The organism is Paeniglutamicibacter sp. NPDC012692 (assembly GCF_042901625.1).
GTDB lineage: Bacteria > Actinomycetota > Actinomycetes > Actinomycetales > Micrococcaceae > Paeniglutamicibacter.
This window is the reverse complement of record NZ_JBIBDE010000003.1, coordinates 266873-288420: the sequence shown is the minus strand read 5'-3', so window position 1 is coordinate 288420 and position 21548 is coordinate 266873. Positions and strand designations below refer to the sequence as shown.

The following is a 21548-nucleotide window of genomic DNA, read 5'->3' as shown; positions in this document are numbered from 1 at the left end:
GGTTCATCGGGCGTCGGATCCCCGGCCCGGACAACGGTCCTCGGAGGCACAGGCGTCGGTGCAGTCGTGCCTGGTCACCAGCTCGAAAGGCACCCCGCCGTGTTCGTCCACGCCGCTGCGGATGGCCCGCTCGACCACCGAGTCGGCCAGCTTCTTCCGCAGTGCCAGCGGATCCCGGCGCAAGTCCTTGACCAGGGCGATGCACAGGATGAACATGACGATGGCGAAGGGCAGCGCGGAGACGATGGTGATGTTTTTCAGGCCGTTGAGCGCCTCGCCGGGGTCGTCCCCTCCGGCAAGCAGCATGATCGCCGCCACGGCTCCGGTGAGCACGCCCCAGAACACGATCACGCGCTTGGAGGGTTCCAGTCGCCCGTTGGTGCTCAGCGAGCCCATGACGATCGAGGCGGAGTCGGCACCGGTGACAAAGAAGATTCCGACCAGCACCATGGTAAGGATGGCCAAGGCCAGAGTGACTCCCGGGGACGTGCCCAGGTGGTGGACCAGGTCGAACATTGCGCCTTGGAAGTCGATGGACGGTTTCCCCTCGACCATGCTCACCATCGAGCCGGTTGCGCCGTTGGAGGCCTCGGCCTTGAGCTGGACGTCGAAGGCTGCACCGCCGAAGATCGAGAACCAGATGACGGACACCAGGGACGGGACCAGCAGGACGCCGGTGACGAACTGGCGGATGGTGCGACCTCGGCTGATCCGGGCGATGAACATGCCCACGAACGGTGCCCAAGAGACCCACCAAGCCCAGTAGAAGATGGTCCAGCCGGACATCCAGGCCCGCACCGACTCGTCGCCGGCCGACTCGGTGCGCGAGGCCATCGAAGGCAGGTCGCGGATGAAGTCGCCGATGGCCGAGGGCACCAGGTTCAGGATCAGCAAGGTGGGACCCAGCACGAAGACAAGTACCGCCAGCAACAGGGCCAGGACCATGTTGATGTTGGAGAGCCACTGGATGCCCCGGGCGATCCCCGAGACGGCCGAGAGCACGAAGCAGACGGTCAGCACCGTGATGACAACGACCAGGACCGGTGAGCCGACCTTGCCGACCCAGCCGTTGAACTCGATTCCGCTGGCAATCTGCATGGCACCGAGCCCCAGCGAGGCGGCGGTCCCAAAGAGCGTGGCGAAGATGGCCAGGATGTTCACGATCTTGCCGGCCGGGCCCTCGACCCGCGGGCCGAACAGGGAGGTGAACGCGGAGGAAATCAGTTGGCGGCGCCCCAGCCTGAAGGTCGAGTAGGCCATCGCGATGCCGACCACCGCAAACATGGCCCAGGGGTGGATGCTCCAGTGGAAGATGGACGTGGCCATGGCCGTCTGGATGGCCTCGGGGGTGCTCCCGTCAACGGTTTCCGGGGGCGGGGACACATAGTGGTAGAGGGGTTCTGCCACCCCGTAGAAAACGAGCCCGATTCCCATGCCGGCGCTGAACATCATGGAGATCCAGGAAATGGTGCGGAACTCCGGTTTTTCCCCGTCCCGTCCCAACGGGATGTTCCCGAACCGGCCCAGGGCCAGCCAGAGCACGAAGATCACGAAGAACGATGCCAGCGAGACAAAAAGCCATCCGGTGTTCTCCGTGACCCAGGACAGTGCCACGTTGGAAGCCTTCGAGAGCGAGGCGGTGTCGGCCAGCCCCCAGATGACGAAGGCCAGCGCGAAGGCCCCGGCAACGCCGAAGGTGACCTTGTCCAGTCCCTCGGGCAGGCGCGGAACCATCCGTGTGGCCTTCCGCGCCGATTCGCTGTCCTTAAGCTCCCGCAGGATCGCGGTGTCAACCGGTGGTTGGGACCCCGGCCCTGCTTCCTCGTCCAGGTTCTCGTCAGGTACGTCCGGCTCTTCGGCCATGGTTTCGTCGGTGTTCACTGCCATGAGGGTCTCCTTTGCATGGGGGATGCGACGTGTGCCTTTGGAGCCGGGTGGAACCGCGGGACTAGTCGGTGCGCCCTCTACGGGGACGCTATCCGGGGTGGATGCCGGCTGGAAGTTTTAGCAGCTGAATGGATGTTCGATCACGATGATGCGGTAATCGACGGTGACGGAGTGGACGAGCGCAAGGAACTTATCCGCGGGCCGCCTCCAAGGTCCACAAATCAAACGTCGAAGCATGTTCCGGCATTCGATCTTGCAGCCCTCCGTCACGTCTTCTGACAGAGAGGCACCCTGGCGTGCAGTCTTTGTGCTTCACTCGTCCAGTCCTTTTCTCTGGTTTGGTCCGGTCACGAATGGGGAGACGATGTTTCGCATTGATCAACAGCAAGCGTCTCGAGCAACAATCGTGGCGTACCTCACATCCGAAAGTCAAGGGTGCATTCCCCGACCAATTGGGAGGACCTCGCCGATTGAGCCAAACGCCCCTGGAGAAATGCCCGCGAAAGTTCCGGCCGGCTCGGTGGCAACACGTGGGACCGATATATCAATCCAACGGCTCTCGCTAGACACCGGGAACAGGCCGAGGCCATGCCGGGCGGTGCATTTGCGCGGACATTCTTCGCGGCCCCGGCCGAGGCAGGCACACTTGGGACGGTTGCCACCGAGCGAATCCGGGCCCGGCAATCTCCCGCATCAACGCCGGTGAACCGGATTGGGTTGACTCCACCGGCCCCGCCTTCATTTCCGGACATGACCGGATCCGCAGGACGAAAGCAGTGGCGAGCTGGTCAAAGACCCGCTAGGCATTCCCCCGGTGCCGGGGTACGCGGATTCCGGGTCCGGCGCCTCCCAGGAGGAAGCCGCACCGAATGCTGAAGAACGTCGGCATGGCGCCCTCGGGGGCTTGCGGAACTCGCCTAAGCAGTGCCGCCGCGTTGCATTGCCGCCAAAACCCCGAGCCCATGCTTACTCGGTGTCACAGATCGTCCCCCAGCCGTTCGATGAGGATTCGCTTGGCCTTGGTCTGCAGGATATCGAGGGATTCCTTGACAAGCAGCGAATCCAAGCTGCCCCGGCGTACGGCTGCAACGATTCTGCGCGAGGGCTTCCCCTGTCCGGATATGCGCAATCGAGTCACGTTTTCAGCGCTCCCCAGGGGCGCCAATCTAGGCAGCAGACCCACACCCATTCCCGCACCGACGAAGGCAATTTGGGTTTCCCACTCGATGGCCTCATGGGCGACTCGCGGGGTCACGCCGACTGCTGTGAACGCCGCCGTGAACAGGGCGTGATAGGTCGACCCGGGAGCTTCCGTGATCCACGGTTCCGCCGCCAATTCCTCCAGCGTCACCGTCTCACGCGATGCCAGCCGATGGTCGGATGGAAGGATCACGTCCAGGGGGTCATGCAGCAGCGTTGTCTGCTCGAAACGCGGGTCTTCGTCTGCAAGGGTCTCGGACTGCATCGCCACAATGACAGCCAGGTCGATTCGCTCGGCAACCAACAGGTCGAAGCATCGGGCCGGATCGGCCTCGAGCACCTGCACTTCCAGCAAGGGGCGCGATGAACGCAGGGCCGCGGCCAGTGGCGCGAGCAGCTGCGCGGCCGCAGTGGAAAAGCCGCCGAGTCCAAAATGGGATTGCACCTGGTCGCCAGCCTCCAGCGCAGCGGCACGCAGTCGCTCCCATTCCGTGAACAGCACGTCCGAGCCCGTCACGAGATATCGGCCGGTGGCCGTCAAGCGCACGCCACGACCATCCTTCGCCAGCAGCTGCATCCCAAGGGACCGCTGCAGTTCCCGCAGCTGCGCGGAGACAGCCGATGGCGAATAGCCCGTGAGCTCCGCGGTTGCCCCGACGGTACCGCATCGCGCAAACACCCTAAGTGTCGTCAGCCGTGGATCGATCATGCGCCTATTCTGCACTATTATCGCCAAAATCTTGCGCTTTTATTGCAGATCGCGGATCCCTAACCTCAATGAGTAAGCCGATTTCAACAGCAGTAGTGACGACGATCACCCCCGTGGTCCCCGGCTCCGCCTGCCCACCCATTCCTCCGAGGAGTAACCACATGTCTGCTTCAGTGAACGTGCCCCTGTCTTCACGCGGCAAACTCGCCTCGTCGTTGCCTGCAGAGCAGCTGGCCGAGATCGCCGAGTTGTTCGACTATCGGCGCGAAGGCTATTCCCTCGACGCGCCGTTCTATACGGATCCGGCGGTCTTCAAGATCGACATGCAGGCCATTTTCGGCCGGCATTGGGTCTTCGCCGCAAGCGTTGCAGAACTCCCCGAGCCAGGCGACTACGTGACCGTCGACTACGGCCCCTATTCCTTGATCGTCTTGCGCAATGACGATGGCGGCGTCAATGTCCTGCACAACGTGTGCCGCCACCGCGGCGCGCGGGTCTTGACCGAATCCACCGGGACCACGGGCAACCTGGTGTGCGGCTACCACTCCTGGACCTACTCGCCCAACGGCGACCTGATCCACGCGTCCGCACCCGGTGAAACCAAATTCGACAAGGGCTGCTTCGGTCTCAAGCGCGCCCACAGCCGCGTGTACGCCGGACTCATCTTCGTCTGCGTTGCGGAGGAACCGCCGGCCGATTTCGATGAAACCGCAAAGATCTTCGAGCCTTACCTCGAACCCCATGACCTGTCCAAAACGAAGATTGCCTACCAGCAGAACATCATCGAAGAGGGCAACTGGAAGCTCGTCATGGAAAACAACCGTGAGTGCTACCACTGCGACGGCCACCCGGAGCTCGCCTGTTCCCTCTTTCCCACCTGGGGGCTGACGGAGGGCCTCATCCCACCGCATCTCGAAGAGGTGTGGGCTCGCAACAAGGAAGCGGAGGCTTCGCTCGAAGAACGTTGCCGGCGCTACGGCCTTCCCTATGAAGTCGTCGAGGAGCTCGACACCCGCGTGGCGGGCATCCGCATCTCGCGCGAGCCCCTCGATGGCGAGGGCGAATCGTTCTCGGCCGACGGACACAGGCTGTCCAAGAAGCTGCTCGGGGACTTGCGCGATTTCCGCCTCGGGCGCTGCTCCATGCACCTGCAGCCCAACAGCTGGTTCCATTTCCTCGGCGACCACGTCATCACGTTCGCCGTGTTCCCCATCAATGAGCACCAGACACTCGTGCGCACCACTTGGCTGGTGGCAGACGACGCCGTCGAAGGTGACGACTATGACCTCGAGAAGCTCACCCACACGTGGAAGCAGACCAACCTGCAGGACAAGGCGTTCGTTGAGCTTTGCCAGACCGGTGCGAACAGCCCGGCCTACGAACCCGGCCCCTACATGAAGAGCGAATACCAGGTCGAGGCATTCATCAATTGGTACGTGCAGCGCGTGCAGGAGCACTTGGCATGATCGAGAGCATGGCGCTCACCGCAGTTCCGGAGGCGCAGCGCATCAGCGGCCTGGAAATGCCGTGGAACAGGGTGCTGGGCAGCACCGAGGGGCCTGCCGGCGCCGCACGCGCCCTGGGTCCCTGGCACCCGCAGGAGTTCATGGCCGAGTGCGTCGAAACCGTTCCCGAGGCCGGCGGCATGATGACCTTCGTGTTCCGCCGCACCGACGGCGCTCCCCTGGCATTCCGGCCGGGCCAGTACCTCAACATCGCATTTCCGGTGAACGGCGAGGACCACGACCCGGTGGACCGCAGCTACTCGCTGTCCAGTTCGCCCACCCAACCGTGGACCTTCAGCGTCACTGTCAAGCGCGATCCCGCCGGTCTGGTCTCGCCGTGGGTGCACGAAAACGTCAGGCCCGGCACGGTGCTGGACATGCTCGGACCGGTCGGCGCCTTCCACCTGCCAGATGCCGACAGGCGGGCCCGCTACCTCCTGCTGGCCGCGGGCGCCGGCATCACCCCCATCATGTCCATGCTGCGAACCATCCATTCCCTGCCGGGACATGCCGACGTCGTGGTGCTCTACCACGGAGCCGAACCCCGGGGCTTCGCTTTCCACCAGGAGCTGGCCTACATCGCAGCCGTCGATTCGCGCGTCAAGGTCTTCTACTCGCTCGGAGACCGCAGCGCGCCCGGGGATTGGGAGGGTCTTTTCGGGCGCCTGAGCGCAGCAATGATCGATGAGGTGGCACCCGATGCCAACGGACGCCAGGTCTACGCCTGCGGCCCCGAGGGCTACCTGAACACAGCGACCGCGCTCCTGAACGAGGTCGGGGTCGACGACACCTCAATCCACATTGAGTTCTTCTCCGGCGACCGCCAGACGATCCTGGAGTACGAGGCCGAGATCGCGCTGGCCGGGGAAATCGCCGAAGAGATCGCCGAGGAAATCGCGGTCTCCGCCGAGGAGCACTACGCGGGCCAGCCCGCGGCGCTCGGACTCTACGAACCGGGCTACGACGCCGACGGAACCCTGGAAGCCGCGGGGCTGCCACTCGAAACGGCCGACCCGAGCTCTCCCTGCCCCGAAGCCCCCGGCGTCGAATCGGGCACGGTTCCGGAGGCCGGTTCCCCCGACGCCTCGACGTTCGACACCGTGGGCACCGGAAGCCTCACCCTGTCCTTCATGCGCACCGGCCTCAACGTGCGCATCAATCCCGAGGAACGGATCCTCGGCGCGGCCAAGCGGGCAGGGGTGAGGATTGGCGCGAACTGCCAGGAAGGCATGTGCGGCTCATGCAAGATCGTCAAGCTCTCCGGGGACGTGGAGATGAACCACCAGGGAGGGATCCGTGCACGGGAGATCGAAGCCGGCAAGTTCCTGCCGTGCTGCTCGACTGCGCGGACCGACCTGGTGATCGATGCATGACCAGGGCAGACCGCGCAGGTTTCGGCACTTGCACAACAACGCCCAAGGCAAACGGTGTTGCGATCAAAGGCTGGATGCGGGCGTCGCTAACCTGCGGTGTAACCCAATGAAGCGCTGACCTGCAGTCCGGCCCGCTTGAGCCCCTCAATCAGGCCGGGCATCGTTTCGGGGTCGAAGCGGAACGTCGGTCCGGAGATGCTGATGGCCCCGACAACGATGGCAAGATGGTTGCGCACCGGCACCGCCACGGAGTTGATGCCCAGCTCGAACTCCTCACGGGCCTGCGCATAGCCGTTCTTCGCAACCTGCAGGAGTTCCTTTTCCAGCGCCGCACGGGTTTGCAGGGTGTTGATCGTGCGCTGCGGAAGCCCGGTGAGCGTCAGGATCCGGCCCCGCTCGTCGGCGCCCAGGGCCGCGAGCAGGACCTTGCCGCTGGAGGTGGCATGCAGCGGGGTCAGGCTCCCGAGCCAGTCGTGGGTCGCCAGGTTGGAGGGGCCCATGGCCTGATCCACGTTCACCGCGTACGTCTCGCGCAAGACGGCGAGGTTGACCGTTTCCCGGTATTCCTCGGCGAGCGCCTCGATGACCGGGCGCGCCATTCCGACCAGCGAGAGCCTGCCCGGAATGGTGCTGGCCAGGCGCAGGATGGTGAAGCCGAGCTCGTACTTGCCGCGGTTGGTGTTTTGCTGGACCATGCCCCGGGCCAGCAGCGAACCGAGCAGCCTGGACGCCGTCGACTTGTGGATACCCAGTTCCTCCGCCACTTCCCCGACTCCGGAGCTACCGTGCCGGCCGAGGATTTCCAGGATCGCGAGGGCTCGGTCCACCGACTGGACACCACCGGGGGCAGCATCCTCGTCATCCGCATCCGGAACCGCTGGTTCTTCCTTTGCCATGGCTTCCATCCCTTCGAAGGTTCCTTACAGTAAGCTACACGGCGACCAGCCTATGCGCGGTCCGGCAACGCCCCTACTGGCCCGGCCTTTTCGGAAGACGTCCTGCATGCCCGCGCCGGCAGGACACGCCCGCCGGCCCGCGGCCATGCCTTCCCGGAGGACCGATGTCAGGCGATGCGGGTTCCCGACGCCAGCTTCCCGGCGGGGGTATGCAGCTTGCGCCGTCCCGCCACCAGAAGCCCGGCGGCCAACAGCAGCTGCAGGCCCAGGCCCAGCGGCCACAGCGGTGTCGCATTCGCGGGCGACGCCTCGGGACTCTTGACCCCGTTGATGCACGGGGTGAAAGTCATCTGCCCGGCCTGCGACATGCGCACGGTCTCGCTGATTCCGCCCATCGGCCCCATCGTGTCGAAGGACTGGCTGCTCGGGTCCGGTGCCGGACGCGGCGCCGCGTCGGCCACCACCACAAACGGGTTGGCCGCCAGCAGCCAGGTGATGCGCTCGGTGGCGTAGGTCGTCTGGGGGTAGAGCGCCGTCCCGCAGGTGTAGTTGTTCTCGTCCCACGCGACGGATCCGTCCCCGTTGGAGTACTCGTCGGGCCAGACTTGCTCGGAAACCATGACGTCGGTCTTGACCAGTTCCATGCTCAGGCCAAAGCCGATCAACGTTCCGAGGCCCAGCATGGCCACCAGGAGGTAGGAGATGAGCACCGCGAACAGGGTCCGGTTGGCCAGGGCCGAGACGCCGACCCCGATCGCGCAGACAACCGCCAGTTCCAGGGCCAGCATGCCCAGGAGCACGGGAACACCCGGCGGGTACACGTCCCCGTAGGTCATGGCCCAGCCGATCAGCGGAATCGTCACCACCAGGAATCCCAGGGAAGCGATCCATGCGGCAAGCCACTTGCCGATCAGCAATTGCCCCGGCGTGAGCAGGGTGTTTTGCAGGATGGCAAGGGTGCCGTTGGCCCTGTCGCCGGTGATGGAGTTCGAGCTCAGGGCCGGGGCAATGAGCATTCCGAAGAACAGGACAAACGCGACGACCAGCTCGAACATCACCTGGCCCGCGCCGAAGCCCTCGGACCCGACGCTGACCGCGGCCAGTGCCACGACGCCGGCGATCACCAGGAACCAGATCGCGAGCATGATGTACCAGCCGCGGCTCCTCACGCGCTGGAGGATCTCCAGCTTGAAGATCGTTCCGATCCCGGCAAGGTAGCCCAGGGTCGAGGTCGTTTCTGGCGGGCGCTGCGTGACGGGGGCGCTCATTGCGCTCCTTCCTCAAGGCTCAGGTAGGTCTCTTCAAGCAGTCCGGAGGACGGGGCGAAGGCGGTGACGGGAACACCCGCCGTGACAAGTGCGTTCAGCAGTGCCGCAGCCTCGGCTTCTCCGGCGAGCCGGGTTTTGGCGTTGCCGCGGGGCGAGTCGAGATCGTGTTGGTAGGAGGCCTCGACCTGGTTTTCCTCGAGGACCCTGCGCAGTGCCGGGACATCGAGGCTTGCGATGGTGTAGCCGCGGGTCTGTGCCCCGGCCTCGGCGAGGGTTTGGCTGCGCACGGTGTGCCCCTTGGAGATGAACACCGCGGCGTCCGCCATTTCATCAAGCTCCGCCAGCACGTGGGAGCTGATCACCACGGTCTTCCCGCCGTCGGCCAGCTGCCTGAGCAACAACCTCAGCTGGACCCGGGCTCCCGGGTCCAGGCCGCTGGCCGGCTCGTCAAGCAACAACACCGCGGGGTCGTTGATCAGTGCGCGGGCCAGCGAGAGCCTTTGCGCCTGGCCGCGCGAAAACACCCGGGCAGGGGTGTCGGCCAGGTCGCCAAGGCTTACCAGCTCAAGCAATTCCGCCGCACGCACCGCCGCGCGCTTCTTGTCCATGCCGTAGAGCGCCGCGACGGTGGTGAGGATTTCCCGGCCGGTCAGCGATTCCCAGACGCCCAGGGTGTCCGGCATCCAGCCGAGCACAGCGCGCACCGCGCGCGGGTTCGTCGCCGGATCGAGGCCGGCAACGGAGATCGAACCGCTGTCGGGGCGCAACAAGGAAGCGAGCATCAACAGGAGCGTGGTCTTGCCGGACCCGTTGGGGCCGATCAGCGCCGTGACCTCGCCGGGCTCCGCCCGGAAATCGATGTTCTCGACGGCCTTCACCGGTCCGAACGAGCGGGCCAGGCCGGTGGCGACAATGCCGCCCGCGCGGGTGTTTTTGCGTTCCAGCACCCCGCCGGGACTTGGGACTTCGGATTCCATGAGCTGCTACTTCCCCGATTCAAGACGCGAACATTGCCCCCAACCCTACGCACCGGGCCCAGTCACGTCCCGTTTGACGGGGTTCCGTTATCGAATTGACGTATTGGCTCCTTCCGGGTGCCGGACTGCCAAAAAGGTGACCCGCGCGACATTCGACCAAGCAATCAGACCAGCGAGCGGGTCGAATATGACCCATCGTGGTCATCTAATGCCGTGGCCGTGCGCCACAATGGCTAAAATGAATCCAACGCCGCCCCTGCGGCGTTCTTCCCAGATTTGAGAAACCCCCACCATGGAGTGTGCTGACGCATGAGCCTGATTGTCCAGAAATTCGGCGGATCGTCCGTTTCGGATGCCGAAGGCATCAAACGTGTTGCCCGTCGGATTATTGACACCAAGTCCGCCGGCCACGAAGTCGTCGTCGTCGTCTCCGCCATGGGTGACACCACCGATGAGCTGCTCGACCTTGCCAACCAGCTGACCGACGAGGCGCCGGCACGCGAAATGGACATGCTCCTTTCCGCCGGCGAACGCATTTCCATGGCCCTGCTGGCGATGGCCATCGACGGCCTGGGCGCCAAGGCCGCGTCGTTCACCGGCTCCCAGGCGGGTGTCATGACCGATTCCATCCACGGCAAGGCACGCGTCATCGAGGTTTCCCCGCAGCGCGTGCGCCGCGCCATCGACCGCGGCTACGTGGCGATTGTCGCCGGGTTCCAGGGCATGAGCAAGGAATCCAACGACGTGACCACCATGGGTCGCGGCGGATCCGACACCACGGCGGTGGCGCTGGCAGCGGCCCTGGGTGCCGACGTCTGCGAAATCTACACGGACGTCGATGGCATCTACACCGCAGATCCGCGCGTGGTCTCGACCGCCCGCAAGATCGACACGATTTCCAGCGAGGAAATGCTGGAAATGGCGGCCTCCGGCGCCAAGATCCTACACCTGCGCTGCGTTGAATATGCACGTCGCTTTGGGGTTCCATTGCATGTACGCTCATCCTTCAGCAGCAACGAAGGAACCTGGGTCCTTCCCAGCCCCGACGACCAAATCAAGATTCAAGAAGGAGAACCCTTGGAACAGCCCATCATCTCCGGTGTCGCCCACGACCGCTCCGAAGCCAAGGTCACCATTGTTGGCGTTCCGGACATTCCGGGCAAGGCGGCCCAGATTTTCGGTGTGATCGCCGGTGCCCATGCGAACATCGACATGATCGTGCAGAACGTCTCGACCTCCGGTTCGGGACGCACCGACATTTCCTTCACCCTTCCCATGGTCGACGGCAAGGACGTGCTGGATGCCCTGCGCGGCGCGCAGGAAGACATCGGCTTCGAGGACATCTCCTACAACGAGAACGTCGGCAAGCTGTCGCTGATCGGCGCCGGCATGCGCTCGAACCCGGGCGTTTCCTACACCTTCTTCGAGGCCCTGCACCAGGCCGGCGTGAACGTCGACATGATCTCCACCTCGGAAATCCGCATCTCGATCGTCACCGATGCCAACAAGCTGGACACCGCGGTTCGCGCCATCCACGCGGCATTCGACCTGGATTCCGATGACGAGGCAACCGTGTACGGCGGCACCGGCCGCTAGGCCAAACAGCATCGCCGCAGTGGTCGGCGGCTTGCGGACCGATGGTTCGCAGGCCGCCGACCACTGCATTTAAGGCTTTGGCTCCCGCCCGGCGATAATGGGAGGATGCAATCCCCCACCTTGGTCTGGCTGTCCGAAGAGCAGTGGCTGCCCTTGGCAACCGCCCACGCGGAATGTTCCAAGCGATTCGGGGAACCGTTCACCGCGCGGCGCATGAAGCGCGAGAAGCACCCCATCGAGGACTTCCTCTTCACCTACTACACGCAAAAACCCGGGCAGCTCTACCGCTGGCACCCGGGCCCCGGCGTGGTACTCGGCGGCGAGCGGGCGCGGGAGCGTGCCGACTGGAAGTTCTACCGCGAGGTGCTCCACGAGGGCAGCGGGGAGCGCGGCTACACCGTCGACGTCGAGTCGTTTGCCGAGGCGCGCCTCGAGGCGGTCCGGTTTGCGCGGATCATCCTTGCCGGCACCGTGCAACGCCCGGGGAACTTCGCCTGCTTCGGCCTGCACGAGTGGGCCATGGCCTACAAGTCGGAGCAGAACGGCATCCGGCACGAATACCTGCCGCTGCGCCTGGGCGCCGAGGGAACCGACGCGGTGGTCGAGGAACACAAGATCCGCTGCACGCACTTCGACGCATTCCGGTTCTACACCCCGGAGGCCGTGCCGCTGAACGACCTGCAGCCAACCCGCGAGACCCAGCGCAACCTGGAACAGCCCGGCTGCCTGCACGCCAACATGGACCTGTACAAGTGGGCGTACAAGCTCACCCCGGCGGTGCCGAGCGAGCTGGTGATGGACTGCTTCGAGCTTGCGTGGGACATCCGCACCATGGACATGAAGGCCTCCCCGTACGACCTCCTGGAATGGGGGCACGAGCCGATCCGCATCGAGACTCCAGCGGGCAAGGCCGAGTACGTGCGCCGGCAGAAGGACTTCGCGGACCGGGCGCAGGAATTGCGCGGCAGGTTGCTGGCCCTTGCCCAGGCGCTGCCGCTGGAACAGACTTAGCACACGGGCCCCAACGTCCCGGTTGACTAGGGAGAGCGAGAAACCAGAATGAGTCCCCGCATGCGGATCCCCGTAACGGCAACGCTGTTCGCGGCCGTGGTCCTGTTGGCCGGTTGCGGCGGCAACGGCGGGGGGCCAGGCCAGTCATCGGCCCCGCCGACCACGTCGCCGTCCGCCCCGGTCGCCACCGTCGATTTGGACGTCGTGGTCCGCGCCGACGGCAAGACGACCAGCGCCGAGTATTCCCTGCAGTGCGCGGGGGCGACGGCACTTGAAACCAGCAAGCACCCACGCGCGGCCGAGGCCTGCGAACTGCTGGCCAAGCACCCGCAGGTCCTGGACCCGGCACCCGCCAACCAGATGTGCACGGAGCAATACGGCGGCCCGGCCACCGCAAGCGTCACCGGGACCGTTGACGGCAAGGCCGTGGCCCGGGAGTTCGACCTGAAAAACGGCTGCGGCATTTCCGCGTGGGGCGACGCGCTGCCCCTGCTGGTGGAGCAGCCCACCGGAAACTGACATCCCGGGCCGCGGCACCGGCCGGAGGTTCTAGCCCTGGACCAGGTAGCGGTGCTCGGGCCGCCCGCGGCTGCCGTAGGTCAGCTCCAGGCGCAGCGAACCCGCCTGGACCAGGGTCGCCAGGTAGCGCTGGGCCGTGGCCCGGGAGATGCCCACTGCGGTGGCCACCTGCATGACGGTTGCCGGCTCGCCGGTGGCGGCCACCGCGGCAAGCACGGCCTGCTCGGTGGGGGTCGGCACGGCGGTTCCCGCGTCGTCCCCGGCCAGCAGCGTGCGCTGCGCCCGGTCGATCGCCCCCTGGTCCAGCACGGTCGCCGAGTCCAGTTGCCTGCGGTAGCGGGCGTATGAGCGCAGCCTTGCGGCCAGCAGCTTGGGGTCGAACGGCTTGACCAGGTAGCCCAGGGCGCCGCGCCGGATGGCTGTGCGCACGGCGTCGGCCTCGGTGGCCGCGGAGAGCACAAACGCGTCGACGTCCAAGGTGGCCAGCAGGTCCAGGCCCGAGCCCTGCGGCAGGTACACGTCCAGCAGCAACAGGTCGGGCTTTTCCTCGGCCACGACCCGTGGAACCATGCGGGCGTCGTGGACCGGCGTCAGGGCGGTGAACCCCGGGACCTCGTCCACGTAGCTGGCGTGCAGGGCGGCGACCCTGAAGTCGTCGTCAACCACCAGGACCCGCAGGTCGTTGGTCGGATTCATGGGGATCATGGCCTTTCGGGGGTCGCTGGTTCGTTGGTCGTTGGTTCGGTTGTGAGCACACCGGGCAGCCGGGCGGCGAACACCGCGCCGGCGGGCGGTGCTTCGTCAGTCTCGTCGCCGGGCATCTGCCGGTCGCCGTCGGCCGGGTGCGTTCGGCCCGGGTCGGCAATCCACACATCGCCGCCGTGGGTCCGGGCCAACCGGCGGATCAGCGGCAGGCCCACGCCGTGGCCGTGTTCCTGGTCCGGGTTGCCGGACCTGGAGCTCACGCCCTCGGCAAAGACGTCCATCCCGGCCGGCACCCCGGCCCCGGAATCGGCAACCGCGATGTGCAGGGTGTTTCCCTCGCCGAGCAGGTCGACCTCCACCCAGCGCGGGGCGGGGCCTTCCACCGCGGCACTCAGGGCGTTGTCGATGAGGTTGCCCAGCACCGCGATGGCGTCCTGGGCATCGTTGAGCCGCCCGTACAGCGCGCTTTCCTCGCCGACGCGCAGCACCACGCCGCGCTCGTGGGCGCTGACCCCCTTGGCGCCGAGGAACGCGCGCAGGTAGGTGTCGTCGATGGCCTCGAGGTTCTGCACGGGTTCGCGCACCGGGCCGGATTCGATCACCTCGCCCAGGTACTCCTGGGCCTCCGCGGTGTTGCCGTTGTGCAGCAGGCCGGAAATGGTGTGCAACCGGTTGGCGAATTCGTGGCGCTGGGCACGCAGGGCGCCCGCCATGGTTTCCACGGCGTCCAGCCGGGAACCGAGGGTTTCGATGGTGGTGACATCGCGCAGCAGCACCACCTTGCCCAGGTCGTGGTTTTCGCGGAGCACCGGATGCACGGTTGCCACCAGCGCCGACTTGTCGGTTTCCAGGCGGAGCGTGACGGGCTCCCCCGCGTCGATGGCGCCGACCAACGCCGGCGGCAGCCCCGCCTCCGCGTAGGGCTGGCCCACGATGTCGGCCGACTCGTGGCGGTGCGGAAGGCCCAGCATGAGGCGGGCCGCCTTGTTCCGCACGCTGATGCGCCCGTCCCGGCCGATGCCGATCACCCCGTCCTCCACGCCGTAGAGCACGGCGTCCTGGTCGCGGAGCAGCTGCGCCATTTCCGCGGGCTCCAGTCCCAGGGTCTGGGCCTTGAGCCGGCGCACTGTCACCCGCCCGGCAACGATCGCCAGGGCGGCGGCAAGCGCCGCAAAGAGCAGGATCCAGGAGACGGAGGTCAGCAGCGCCCCGGTCAGCGAGTCGGTGACCACACCCACCGAGACCTGCCCGACGACCTGGTCGGAACCGGGGGCATAGACCGGGACCTTGGCCCGCACCGAGTCGCCCAGCGAGCCGCGTTCACGCAAGACCGCCTCGATGCCCCTCAGCGCCACCGGGTCGGTCGATGCAGGCTTGCCGATTTCATCGGGGTGCGGGTGGGCCAGCCGCAGCCCGCGGTCCTCGACGATCGACACGAAGTCGGCCCCGGCGCGGCCGCGCACGTCGTCGGCGAGTTGCTGCAGCGGCCCGGTGCGCAATTCCTCCAGGTCGAGGGTCTCCAGCGCCGAGTAGCGCGCCACCTCCTCGCGCACCTGCCCGGTGGCCGCGACGGAGCGGGCGATGGCCAGCGAGGCGATCTCCGCCCGCTCGAACACCCTGTTGTAGCTCACGATGATCGTCGCGACCGTGACCACCACGATCAGCAGGCCGAGCACCGCGAACTGCAGGGTCATGATGCGGGCGGCAAAACCGCGGCCTGGCTTTGTTGCTGGGGACATGCACCAAGTCTAGAACCTGCGGTGAGCTTTATGAGCAAAAAGGTTTTTAGGGGAAGAAGACCGCTTTGTGCGCACAACAGAACCAACGTGATCTGGCACACGTAGCGTTGTGGGTCACAGCCTGTCACCGTTCGCAGCACTGCACCCGGCACGGCTCCCACCCACACACCTCACCCCAAGGAGATCCCCCATGCTGGTAGCACTCGGGTTCCTGATGGTCGCCACGTTCATGGCGCTCATCATGACCAAGCGCATGACCCCGTTGCTGGCGCTGATCATCGTGCCCACCATCTTCGGCCTCTTCGCCGGGGCGGGCCTCGGCATCGGCGACATGGTGATGGACGCGGTGAAGTCGATGTCCGGAACCGCCGCGCTGCTCATGTTCGCCATCATGTACTTCGGCATCATGATCGACGTGGGACTCTTCGACAAGCTGGTCGACGGCATCCTGAAGCTGGTCGGCAACGACCCTGCCAAGGTCGTCATCGGCACCGCGCTGCTCACCGGCCTGATCTCCCTGGACGGCGACGGGTCGACCACGTTCATCGTGGTCACCGCCGCATTGCTGCCGATCTACCAGCGCCTGGGCATGAGCCCGGTGGTGCTGACCTGTGTGGCCGGCCTGACCAACGGCACGCTGAACATCGTCCCGTGGGGCGGCCCGACGGCCCGCGCCGCCGCCGCGTTGCACGTCGACGCCTCCGAGGTGTTCGTCCCGATGCTTCCGGCGCTGGGTGCCGGCCTGGTCGCGGTCTTCGCCTTCGCCTGGGCCATGGGCATCTCCGAACGCAAGCGCCTTCAGCGCGAGGATCCGCTGCGCTGGGGCACGGGCTCGACCCTGAACATCACCGGCGGCACTCCCAAGTCCCCGGCATCGCGCATCGCCAACGGCACCCCGACGGTTGGCGGCCGCGGCACCGCGCTGATGGAGCAGGTTGCGGTGCTGGGCGACGGCACCGAAACCGCCACCATGAACGGCACCGTGCTGGACCCGACCCGCGAGACCCTGCGCCCCAAGCTGTTCATCTTCAACCTGGCGATGACCGTTAGCATCATGGTGCTGCTGATCCTGGACCTGGTCCCGCTGTCCTACCTCTTTATGGTCGGCACCGCCGTGGCCCTGCTGGTGAACTTCCCGAAGATCTCCGACCAGGCCAAGATGATCGCCTCCCACGCATCCTCGGTCATCGCCGTGGTCTCCATGGTGCTGGCCGCCGCGGTGCTCACCGGTGTGCTCTCCGGAACCGGCATGGTCGAGGCCATGAGCGCCTGGCTGGTCGACGTCATCCCCGCCTCCATGGGCCCGCTGCTGGCGATCCTCACCGGGCTGATCTCCATCCCCGCAACGTTCTTCATGAGCAACGACGCCTTCTACTTCGGCATCCTGCCGGTGCTCACCGAGGCCGGCGCCCACTACGGCATCCCCGCCGTGGACATGGCCCGCGCCTCGATCACCGGCCAGCCGGTGCACATGCAGTCCCCGCTGGTCCCGGCCATCCTGCTGCTGGTTTCGCTGGCCAAGGTCGACCTGGGCGAGCACCACAAGAAGGTCCTCTGGCGAGCACTGATCGTTTCGCTGGTCATGCTCACCGTGGGCGTGGTGACCGGAGCCATCGGCATCGGCTAACCACCGCACCACGCATCAACGTTCGCCGCGCCTGCCTCCACGGCCGCCCGTTCCTTTTCTGGAACCGGGTGGCCGCGGATGCGGGCGCGGTTTCGTTGGGTGTGGCTTCGGCTAGGCGTACTGATCGGACACGTTGATCAATCGTGAAAAGGGCGGCAACTTCGCTGATCGGCCAACCATCATCGACGGCGAGGCGGGCGACCTTTGGCCGGTGGAGCGTTGTGAGAGCAGCGTTCGGGTGGGTCGTGAATTCCCTCGGAGACGGAAAGGGGCCAGCCGGATTCGGCCGGCCCCTTCAGGTCGAGCGTGCAGTTCAGTTGGTTCGACAAGCCTCTGACTGGATGATCTTGGCGAGGTCGCGGGGACTGCTCCACATGGGCCAATGGCCCGTCGGGAGGTCAATGACATCGAGGTTTTGAAGGTTCGCGACTTCGGTGAACATGGGATGGCCGGTTTGGGCCAGCTCCAACACCTGCGCACCAGGGATTGAGCAACAGACCAAGGTCGTCCGGACCTTGCGGCGGGCGTCGTCGGTGAGCTCGATGGGCTGGCGAAGCACGGGGCCGGGCTCAGGGACGGCCCGGGCCCGAAACCGCTCGAGAACCTCTGCGCTCAGGCCTTCGAGGCTCGCCTGCTGTGCAAGGACGTCGAAGGGCGGCAGCGGAAGCTCCTCCAACTCCTCCGGGAGGTCTGGGGCGAAGACAGTTCCCGTCGCCACAGGGCCGGAATCGACCCACACTACCCGGTGGACTAGCTCGGGGTATCGGTCCATGACGAGGCTGACGGGAGCGTTGGCCCCGCTGTGGGCGACGAGAATTGCAGGCTGATTACCGTGTTGAGTCATGACGCCCAGGATTGCTTCAGCCTGGGCGTCGAGGGTTTTAGTCGCACGCTCAGGATCGTGCGCGTCGAGACCGGGCAGTGTCATCGCGATGGCACGAGGGTGGTCGGTTTTCAGGTGTTCAAGAACTTCATCCCAGGCCCAAGCGCCCAGCCAGTGGCCGGCGATGAGAATGATGGTCGGACTGCTCGCAGTGGTTGTCATGCCACAACTCTCGCAGGCCCTACGGACAATGGTGTGTCACTATTTATGTCATGAATTTGCCTGGGTCTGAGCAGTGAAGCGAGCAGAACGGCTCCATGCCCTATCAGAGATGTTGCGCCGCAGCGGCGCGCGGGGAGTCTCCGCCGAACGGTTGGCGAGAGAGTTCGAGGTGTCCGTGCGGACCATCAAGAGAGACCTCGATGCGCTGGAGAACAGCGGCGCGCCCCTATGGTCGCGCCCAGGTCCGGGTGGTGGCTACGGATTGGCTGTCGGCGCGTCCCTGCCACCCGTCAGCCTGTCTCCGGCGCAGGCTGTGGCGCTCATGGCGGCTGTGTCAGCTGCGCCCGATGCCCCCTACGCCGATCTGGCAGCAGCCGGTGTCAAGAAGATCCTGGACGTCCTCGATCCCGGAACCCGAGCAAGAGCCGACGAGCTGGCCCTCCGTGTGTGGGTCAACGCGCTTCCCTCGTCCTCGCGCGCGACCAAGTCGGCGCTGGAGGAGGCGATGGCCGAGCAGCGCGTCATCCGCATTCGATACACCTCGAGAGACGGGACCACGACCACCCGTGACGTCGAGCCCGTGCTGTTCGCCTCCACGAACGGCCAGTGGTACTTGGTTGGATGGTGCCGGATGCGCGACGCAATACGATGGTTTACCGTTTCGCGCATCGAGCAGGCCACCGTAACCAAGACCGCCTGCAGCGGCCACACCATCCACGAAGTCGGAGAACCCCCAGCGAACGCCAGACCGGTACACGGTCGTGACGAGTGAGCCACTCAATCAACCTCTCCGGTCGGTACAGCTAGGTGCCGAGGGGCTCCGTCGGCACCGGAGGTTCAAACCACCGGGCCAGCTCGGCCGTCGCCCTGGCCAGGTCCTTCTCGGCATCCGAGCCCGCGGCGATGAGCACGAGTTCGGATTCGTCCCCGAAAGCCCACGGGCCGCCGGGGACGAGTTCGATGCCGGAGGAACTGAACTGCAGCACCGTGGCCCGGTCCGGTGCGGAGCCCAGGCGCACGATCCCCTTGGCCCGGACCAGCAGGGACGCGACGGCTTCCAGCGCGCGCACCAGCCCCGCGCGGTCGATCGGCGCGCGGCTGTGCAGCCGCGCGCTGCGGTGCAGGTTCTCCGCCGAGGGAAGGCCGGAATCCGGCGCCTCGCTGTTGGCCGCGTTGTTCCCGGCGCCGCCGAACCCGCGACCGGGCGCCAACGCACCGGCCAGGGCAACGTCGATTTCCTCCCAGCGCCCGGGGCCACGCCGGGTATGCAGCACGGGGACACCGGGATTGGCTCCTTCAAGCACCTCGCGGGCCGCGGCCGACTGCGTGGGGCTCGCAGCGTCGCCCTTGGTGAGCAGGACCAGGTCGGCCACCTTCAGCTGCGCCGTGACGGTGTCACCGACATAGCGATCCCCGGCGAGCCGGCCCAGCGCGCCGGCGTCGGCGCAGACCAGCACTCCCCCGGCACTGAACCCGGGATACCCCATCCAGCCGGCGAGCTTGCCCGGTTCACCCACGCCGCTGACCTCGACCACCACCGCGTCCAGGTCGTCCCGGCGCGCCAGCCGCGGCAGCAGCTCGCCGAGCCCGTCGCTCAGGCTGCAGCAGATGCACCCGTTGACCAGCTCGATGGTGTCCCCGTCCGCCGAGCGAATGAGCTTGGCGTCGATGTTGACCTCGCCGAAGTCGTTGACGACCACCGCGATCCGTTGGCCGGCCTGGGCGAGCAGGTCGTTGATGAGGGTGGTCTTGCCCGCCCCCAGGTAGCCGCCGACGATGGTCAGGGGTACCGGCATCAGTCCGCCGATGCCAGGGCGCCGCGCTTGGCATCCTGGTGGCGGCCGCCAAGCATGGTGCCGGCCACGCGGATCCCGCCGATCTCCTCCGGCGCCACCTCGTAGGGGTCTTGCTCGAGGATCGCCAGGTCCGCCCGTTTCCCGGCCTCGATCGACCCGACCTCGCCGTCCATTTTCAACATGTAGGCGGCGCCCAGGGTGACGGCGTGCAGCGCTTCCCCGACGGTGAGGCGTTCGTGCTCGCCCAGGATCCGCCCCGAGGGGGTCAACCTGGTGATGGCGTGCTTCATGGTCTTCAGCGGGCTCAGTTCGGTCACCGGGGCGTCGCAGTGCAGCGAGATCGGGACGCCGGCGTTGAGCGCCGAGCGGGTCGCATCCATCCGGGAGGCGCGGTCCCAGCCCAGGATCCTGTCGGCGTGCTGGTCGCCCCAGTACCAAAGGTGGTTGGAGAAGATGTTCGCGCAGGCGCCCAACGCGGCGGCGCGGCGGTACTGCGCCTGGGTGGTCAGCTGGGAGTGGGTCATGGTGTGCCGGTGGTCGGGCCGCGGGTACTTGGTGAGCACCGATTCAAGCGTGTCCAGGAAGAGCGCGCTGGCCTGGTCGCCGTTGCAGTGCACGTGGATGAGCAGCCCCGCCCGGTGGAAGGCGGCGAAGGCCGCCTCGAATTCCTCCGGCGTGGTGTTCCAGATGCCGTTGGGCTGGTCCCCCAGGTAGCCGGGGGCCAGCAACCGCGCGGTGAACCCCTGGATCGAGCCGTCCAGCATGAGCTTGACGTTCCCGAAGCGCAGCTTCGAGTGACCCAGCCGCTTCACCGCGGCCAGCGCCTCGGCCGTCGTCTCGGGAAGCGACCCGGTGCCCAGCCCCATGCCGAACTGGAAGACGTTCAGCCGGACCGGGAAGTCCTCGTCCACGGTGTCCGCGTACGCCGCCCGCCCCTCCTCGGTGAGCAGCCCCATGGAGCCGAGGTCGGTGATGGTGGTGACTCCCTGGTTCACCGCGTCCTGCGCAAAGTTCTTCAGGGTGCGCGGCGAGAGTGCGAGCAGCCCGCCGCCGAACAGCTCGTGGACCAGTCCCATGGCCGCGAACTCGCGCAGCTCGCCGTTCGGCGTGCCGTCGGCGTACTTTTCCACACCCTCGGTGGTCGTGGAGGCGTCGATCCCGGCCATGGCCAGCACCGCCGAATTCACGACCGCAACGTGGCCGTTGGCGTGGTTGACCTGGATCGGCCGGGTGGCGGTGACGGTGTCGAGTTCGCGGACCAGGATGCTGCTGTCGGGGAAGTAGATGTTGTCCATCCCCCATGCGCGCAGCGGTTCCAGCGGGTCCGCGAGTGCCGCCTCGGCCTCGCGCAGGCGTTCCAGGATGGCCTCGGTGCTGGTGCATCCGGGCCACGGGTTCCCGTCGGGGTCGGTGCGGTCGAAGTAGCCGACGTAGACCTGGCCGTCCCACATCCCGCCGGAGCCTGCATGGGCGTGCGCCTCGACGAACCCCGGAACGATCACCATGTCCGCGTAGCGTTCGTCGATCACGGTGTTCGGGTAGACGCCGAGTTCCTCGACGGTTCCGACGGCGCGGACGAGCCCGTCCCGCACGGCCACGGCCCGGGCCACGGGCCGCGAGGGGTCCATGGTCCGCACGATCCTGGCCGGGTAGATGACGGTTTGGCTGTTCATGGGCTCTCCTGGGTCGTCGTCA

The 21548-nt window shown here is 66.4% G+C and carries 17 protein-coding genes and 1 pseudogene; 7 read left to right on the top strand and 11 right to left on the bottom strand.

Annotated elements, in window-relative coordinates:
• Positions 1–3: 3 nt before the first annotated feature.
• Both ACFY5D_RS13355 and ACFY5D_RS13350 read right to left on the bottom strand, forming a co-directional pair.
• A complete protein-coding gene (locus tag ACFY5D_RS13355; RefSeq protein WP_387530456.1) occupies positions 4–1887 on the bottom strand; it encodes a BCCT family transporter in 1884 nt (627 codons plus the stop codon).
• Positions 1888–2863: 976 nt separating this feature from the next.
• Positions 2864–3796 carry a LysR family transcriptional regulator gene (locus ACFY5D_RS13350; protein WP_387530453.1) on the bottom strand — a complete coding sequence of 311 codons (933 nt, stop codon included), beginning with the start codon at positions 3794–3796 and terminating at the stop codon, positions 2864–2866.
• A 161-nt stretch (positions 3797–3957) separates the two neighbouring features.
• On the opposite strand from ACFY5D_RS13350, the gene ACFY5D_RS13345 reads away from it, so the two are divergent.
• Positions 3958–5262 (top strand): SRPBCC family protein, encoded by a 1305-nt coding sequence (locus tag ACFY5D_RS13345; RefSeq protein WP_387530450.1) that lies wholly within the window; start codon positions 3958–3960, stop codon positions 5260–5262.
• Positions 5259–6674, top strand: a complete 1416-nt coding sequence (locus ACFY5D_RS13340; protein ID WP_387530447.1) for a ferredoxin reductase — start codon at positions 5259–5261, stop codon at positions 6672–6674. The genes ACFY5D_RS13345 and ACFY5D_RS13340 overlap by 4 nt, the downstream gene beginning before the upstream one ends.
• A gap of 86 nt (positions 6675–6760) precedes the next feature.
• Here the strand turns inward: ACFY5D_RS13340 and ACFY5D_RS13335 are convergent, their stop codons facing one another.
• From ACFY5D_RS13335 to ACFY5D_RS13325, 3 genes are all read right to left on the bottom strand, one after another.
• Entirely contained in the window at positions 6761–7570 is an 810-nt protein-coding gene (locus ACFY5D_RS13335) for an IclR family transcriptional regulator (protein ID WP_387530444.1), read from the bottom strand.
• Positions 7571–7737: 167 nt separating this feature from the next.
• On the bottom strand, positions 7738–8838 hold the full coding sequence (locus ACFY5D_RS13330) for an ABC transporter permease (RefSeq protein WP_387530441.1): 1101 nt from the start codon (positions 8836–8838) through the stop codon (positions 7738–7740).
• Positions 8835–9815 (bottom strand): ABC transporter ATP-binding protein, encoded by a 981-nt coding sequence (locus ACFY5D_RS13325; RefSeq protein ID WP_387530439.1) that lies wholly within the window; start codon positions 9813–9815, stop codon positions 8835–8837. The genes ACFY5D_RS13330 and ACFY5D_RS13325 overlap by 4 nt, the downstream gene beginning before the upstream one ends.
• Before the next feature lie 309 nt (positions 9816–10124).
• Between ACFY5D_RS13325 and ACFY5D_RS13320 the strand changes: the two genes are divergently transcribed.
• From ACFY5D_RS13320 to ACFY5D_RS13310, 3 genes are all read left to right on the top strand, one after another.
• Positions 10125–11411, top strand: coding sequence for an aspartate kinase (locus ACFY5D_RS13320; RefSeq protein WP_387530437.1), 1287 nt, complete (start codon positions 10125–10127; stop codon positions 11409–11411).
• Between the two features lie 105 nt (positions 11412–11516).
• On the top strand, positions 11517–12422 hold the full coding sequence (locus ACFY5D_RS13315; RefSeq protein WP_387530434.1) for a 3-methyladenine DNA glycosylase: 906 nt from the start codon (positions 11517–11519) through the stop codon (positions 12420–12422).
• Positions 12423–12482: 60 nt separating this feature from the next.
• Positions 12483–12941, top strand: a complete 459-nt coding sequence (locus tag ACFY5D_RS13310) for an SSI family serine proteinase inhibitor (protein WP_387530431.1) — start codon at positions 12483–12485, stop codon at positions 12939–12941.
• Positions 12942–12971: 30 nt separating this feature from the next.
• Here the strand turns inward: ACFY5D_RS13310 and ACFY5D_RS13305 are convergent, their stop codons facing one another.
• Both ACFY5D_RS13305 and ACFY5D_RS13300 read right to left on the bottom strand, forming a co-directional pair.
• Complete coding sequence (locus tag ACFY5D_RS13305; RefSeq protein ID WP_387530428.1) at positions 12972–13637, bottom strand: response regulator; 666 nt, start codon at positions 13635–13637, stop codon at positions 12972–12974.
• 5 nt (positions 13638–13642) lie between these two features.
• Positions 13643–15385, bottom strand: coding sequence for an ATP-binding protein (locus ACFY5D_RS13300; protein ID WP_387530425.1), 1743 nt, complete (start codon positions 15383–15385; stop codon positions 13643–13645).
• A 190-nt stretch (positions 15386–15575) separates the two neighbouring features.
• Between ACFY5D_RS13300 and ACFY5D_RS13295 the strand changes: the two genes are divergently transcribed.
• On the top strand, positions 15576–17012 hold the full coding sequence (locus ACFY5D_RS13295) for a CitMHS family transporter (RefSeq protein ID WP_387530422.1): 1437 nt from the start codon (positions 15576–15578) through the stop codon (positions 17010–17012).
• Between the two features lie 139 nt (positions 17013–17151).
• On the opposite strand, the pseudogene ACFY5D_RS13290 reads toward ACFY5D_RS13295, so the two are convergent.
• Positions 17152–17253, bottom strand: a pseudogene (locus ACFY5D_RS13290) (IS481 family transposase); the annotation flags it as partial.
• A gap of 72 nt (positions 17254–17325) precedes the next feature.
• Positions 17326–18057 (bottom strand): alpha/beta fold hydrolase, encoded by a 732-nt coding sequence (locus ACFY5D_RS13285; RefSeq protein ID WP_387530419.1) that lies wholly within the window; start codon positions 18055–18057, stop codon positions 17326–17328.
• A gap of 73 nt (positions 18058–18130) precedes the next feature.
• Between ACFY5D_RS13285 and ACFY5D_RS13280 the strand changes: the two genes are divergently transcribed.
• On the top strand, positions 18131–18829 hold the full coding sequence (locus ACFY5D_RS13280) for a helix-turn-helix transcriptional regulator (RefSeq protein ID WP_387530416.1): 699 nt from the start codon (positions 18131–18133) through the stop codon (positions 18827–18829).
• A gap of 31 nt (positions 18830–18860) precedes the next feature.
• Here the strand turns inward: ACFY5D_RS13280 and ACFY5D_RS13275 are convergent, their stop codons facing one another.
• Complete coding sequence (locus ACFY5D_RS13275) at positions 18861–19853, bottom strand: CobW family GTP-binding protein (protein WP_387530413.1); 993 nt, start codon at positions 19851–19853, stop codon at positions 18861–18863.
• Entirely contained in the window at positions 19853–21526 is a 1674-nt protein-coding gene (locus tag ACFY5D_RS13270) for an amidohydrolase (RefSeq protein WP_387530410.1), read from the bottom strand. Before ACFY5D_RS13270 ends, ACFY5D_RS13275 begins: the two co-directional genes overlap by 1 nt.
• Positions 21527–21548: the final 22 nt, after the last annotated feature.